This is a genomic window from Actinomycetota bacterium, from assembly GCA_005774595.1.
Classification (GTDB): Bacteria; Actinomycetota; Coriobacteriia; order Anaerosomatales; family D1FN1-002; genus D1FN1-002.
Map to the genome: position 1 here is coordinate 1 of VAUM01000334.1, position 2,028 is coordinate 2,028.

Genomic DNA, 2,028 nt, shown 5'->3' on the forward strand with positions numbered 1-2,028 from the left:
GCTCGACCATGAGGTCATCCGGGGCGAACATCCACGAGTCGGACTCGAAGAACAGCCCGTGGAAGACGGTGAACGCCGTGTCGAACGCGACGGCCGCGAAGAGCGCCGCGAGCAGCGACGCGACCGGCAGCGCGATGCCGCCGGCGACCAGCCCCGAGGCGAAATCCGCCAACCGCCCGCGCCTGCGCGCGAGCAGGAACGCGCCGAGGAGCGCGACGCACGCGGCGACCGTGGCGACGCGCGCGCCCACGAGTACCGAGCGGACGTCGTCGAGGTGCGTCGTGACGCGGTCGTCGAAGCCGTCGCGGCCGTAGAACGACAGCGGCAGGCGCCGCGGCGCGGATGCGGTCACGTACCGGCGGACGAGCTCGACCGCCTCGAGCGCCCGGTCCTCGGGCAGGCCGACGCGCTCCGACAGCTGCGCGTCGCCCGCGGCGAGCCGTACCGCGGGCGCACTGAAGACCGGCAGCAGCGCCAGCCCCAGCGCGGCGAGGAAGAGCGCCACGGCCGTCGCGCCGCCGATCGCGAGCCCTTCGGCGTCACGGCGCATCCGACACCTCAGCGGTCTCGTGCCGGCCGGCGTCATCCACCGGGCCGCGCGCCGCGTTCCCGCCGGCCGCTTGGGCGGCCGCGAGCCCGCCATCGGCCGCGACGAGCAGGTCGCCGGCCGTGACGCCGTCGCGCGGGTGCTCGGCGTAGCCCACCGACGCGGTCACGCCCCCGTCGCCCACGCGCACGCGGGCGACCGCCGCGCGCACCGCCTCGGCAACCTCGGCGGCGGTCCACCTGCCCCCCGGAGTGTCCTCGGGCAGGATGATGGCGAACTCCTCGCCCCCGAAGCGGCAGACCGCAGCGCGCACCCCGGGGGCGGCGTCGCGCATCGAGCGCTCGATCTCGGTCGCGACCTGAGCGAGCAGCTGGTCGCCCGCGTCGACGCCGAACAGCTTGTTGAACGCGGTCAGGTCGTCGAGGTCGGCCACCACGACACCGACTCGCCGGCCGTCCGCGGCGGCGCGCTCGATCTCGGTCTCGAACAGGCGCTGGCAGTAGGACCGGTTGTACAGCCCGGTGAGCGAGTCGACCACCGTGCGACGCCCCAGGTCGAGCTCTCGCGCGCGCACGGCGCCCATCATCAGCGTCGCCACCGACGCCGCGCCCGCCTGGATCGTGACCACCCACAGGTAGCGCACGAGCACGTAGGTGTGCTCGGAGAACAGGTCGTTGCCCGAGAACGGAACCACCACGTGCGGCACCCAGCGCAGGTACTCGGTGAGCAGTACGCCCCCGTAGCACACCGATGAGAACGCCGCGATCGCCCACACGTCGCCGCGGCCGGGCAGGATGAACGCCGCCTCGAGCACGAACAGCAGGTACATCGCGTGGAACCACGAGTACACACCACCCGAGTAGTACACGAGGACGGTGACCACGACGGTGTCGAGGAACAGCTGGGCGTGGTTGAAGAAGCGGACGTTGCCCCATCGGCGGTACGTCATCTGGAAGTAGGCGTTGTAGACGCACACGAACGCGAGAGCCACCGCCGGGATCGCCATGTTGCGCAGCAGCGTGGCGAGCGGCGTCGCGACCGCGTAGACCCATGCCGCGAACACCGAGAAGACCGTCAGCGCGATCACGATGGCCCACCGGACGCGCACCACGAGGCCGACACGCCGGATGTTGGCCTGGAGCGCCTCGATGTCCGACTGGCTCGGCTGGGCGCGCCAGCTCACGACGGCGATGCGGCGCAGCAGTTTGGCGAGGCGGGTCGTACCCACGGCTGTGAGGCCACCTCCGCAGCGTGCGGGTCCGGCGTGGCGGTGCTCGGGCGAACGGGGTGGAGTGTACCGCCCGCATGCGGGACGAGGCAAAGCGCAGGCGCGGCGTATACTCTCGGCGACCCCTCCGGCGAAGGCGCCGATGACCCCCGACCCCACCTCCATCTCGCTGTCGATCGCGGACGCCGCCGGCGTCCTGCGCGCCTTCGGCGCCGTCTTCGAGCCGCTCACGGCCCTCGCGGCGCTCGCAGTG

At 72.8% G+C, this 2,028-nt stretch carries 2 protein-coding genes; both read right to left on the bottom strand.

From position 1 onward, the window contains the following. A partial coding sequence (locus tag FDZ70_09795) for a DUF1461 domain-containing protein (protein ID TLM69149.1) occupies nucleotides 1–643 on the bottom strand: 643 nt, incomplete at its 3' end. Beyond that, nucleotides 540–2,006: a GGDEF domain-containing protein gene (locus FDZ70_09800; GenBank protein TLM69150.1), complete on the bottom strand. Its 1,467-nt coding sequence runs from the start codon at nucleotides 2,004–2,006 to the stop codon at nucleotides 540–542. The genes FDZ70_09800 and FDZ70_09795, both read right to left, overlap by 104 nt. Between the last annotated feature and the right edge of the window lie 22 nt (nucleotides 2,007–2,028).